The sequence below is a fragment of the Williamwhitmania taraxaci genome, assembly GCF_900096565.1.
Taxonomy (GTDB): domain Bacteria; phylum Bacteroidota; class Bacteroidia; order Bacteroidales; family Williamwhitmaniaceae; genus Williamwhitmania; species Williamwhitmania taraxaci.
In genome coordinates this window covers 1-1,450 of record NZ_FMYP01000167.1, presented here as the reverse complement: position 1 = coordinate 1,450, position 1,450 = coordinate 1, and the positions used below count along the sequence as shown (strand labels likewise).

General features: G+C 42.1%; 1 protein-coding gene. It reads left to right on the top strand.

Annotated elements, in window-relative coordinates; all coding sequences use genetic code 11:
* Positions 1 to 97 precede the first annotated feature (97 nt).
* Positions 98 to 1,159: an endolytic transglycosylase MltG gene (gene mltG / locus BLS65_RS17740; RefSeq protein ID WP_212590598.1), complete on the top strand. Its 1,062-nt coding sequence runs from the start codon at positions 98 to 100 to the stop codon at positions 1,157 to 1,159.
* Positions 1,160 to 1,450: the final 291 nt, after the last annotated feature.

Below are 1,450 nucleotides of genomic sequence, written 5' to 3'. Positions count from 1 at the left end.
AAAGCCTTGTGATGATTATTATTACAGGGGTTCCCGATTATTTTATGCTTTTATGTTGCGGATATAAGGATATTTACTTTTGTAAAAAATTATTAGTGTGAGCAAGGGAAAAAAGAAGATTCCATTTTGGTTTAAGGTTGTAATAGGATTTGGTCTTATTACAATAGGCCTGTTTGGCTTTATTACCTTTGAAGCCTATCAGTATATCTACAAGCCGAATGTCTATATCCAGCAGAAGGATGTGGCCTATATTTGTATTCCTACGGGATCGACTATCGATGATGTTACTCGACTGCTATACGAAAAAGGGCTGATAATAAACCGGAGCAGCTTCGAGTGGCTTGCGAAAAAGCGGAATTATAACCAGCGTATTTTCCCCGGTCGCTATAAGATCACCAATGGAATGAGTAATAATCGGCTGGTTGAGATACTCCGCACGGGCACACAATCACCGGTAAAGTTGGTTTTCAATCCAATGCGAGGCAAGGATCGGTTTGCCGGTCTTGTTGGGCGGCAGCTTGAGGCCGATTCCATCGCGCTGCTCAATTTACTTAATGACCCTAATGTGGCCGCAAAGTATGGATTTAGCCTTGAAGCGTTTCCTTCCATGTTTGTTCCAAATACGTATGAATTCTTTTGGAATACGTCGACCGAGAAATTTCTCGATCGGATGAAAAGGGAGTATGATATTTTTTGGACCGATGCGCGTAAGGCAAAGGCTGCTTCCCTTGGTTTAACCCCTGCCGAAGTGGTAGCCCTCGCATCCATAGTAGAGGAGGAAACCGTTAAGAGTAGCGAGAAGCCAAGAATTGCAGGAGTTTACCTGAATCGGATAAAGAAGGGAATGCTTCTCCAGGCTGATCCTACCGTGAAATTTGCTGTTGGTGATTTTACTTTGCGACGGATTCTCAACAAGCACCTTTCTGCTGATTCCCCATACAACACCTATAAGTATGCCGGTATTCCGCCAGGCCCAATAAACTTTCCGTCGACATCCACGGTTAATGCAGTTCTCAATGCCGAGAAGCACTCCTATATATACTTCTGCGCACGAGAGGATTTTTCTGGGTATAGTAACTTTGCTTCAACCCTAGCTCAGCACAATAGAAATGCTACTGCCTATCGGAATGCATTATCTCGAAAAGGGATATTTCGATAAGGCTTCAAGTAAAACATCATAATTTTGAACCTCGGGGAACCGGGGTTTCCTTTTTAAATTACCTGTTATTACCGAATATTTGCCCAAATTAGAGGATAGTGTTTCCTTACGGTTATTTATTTTCAGTTAGAATGCCGCTGTATCTCAGTGGCATTGTTTATTGGTTGCTTTTTTATTGAAAAAAACTTTAGTCATTGTTTGGAAGTAACAAAAATAGCCTTACTTTTGCACCCGCTCTGAAGGAATATTGACGAGCAAGATTGGAGACTGGAACAGAGCATCAGCAAGGGT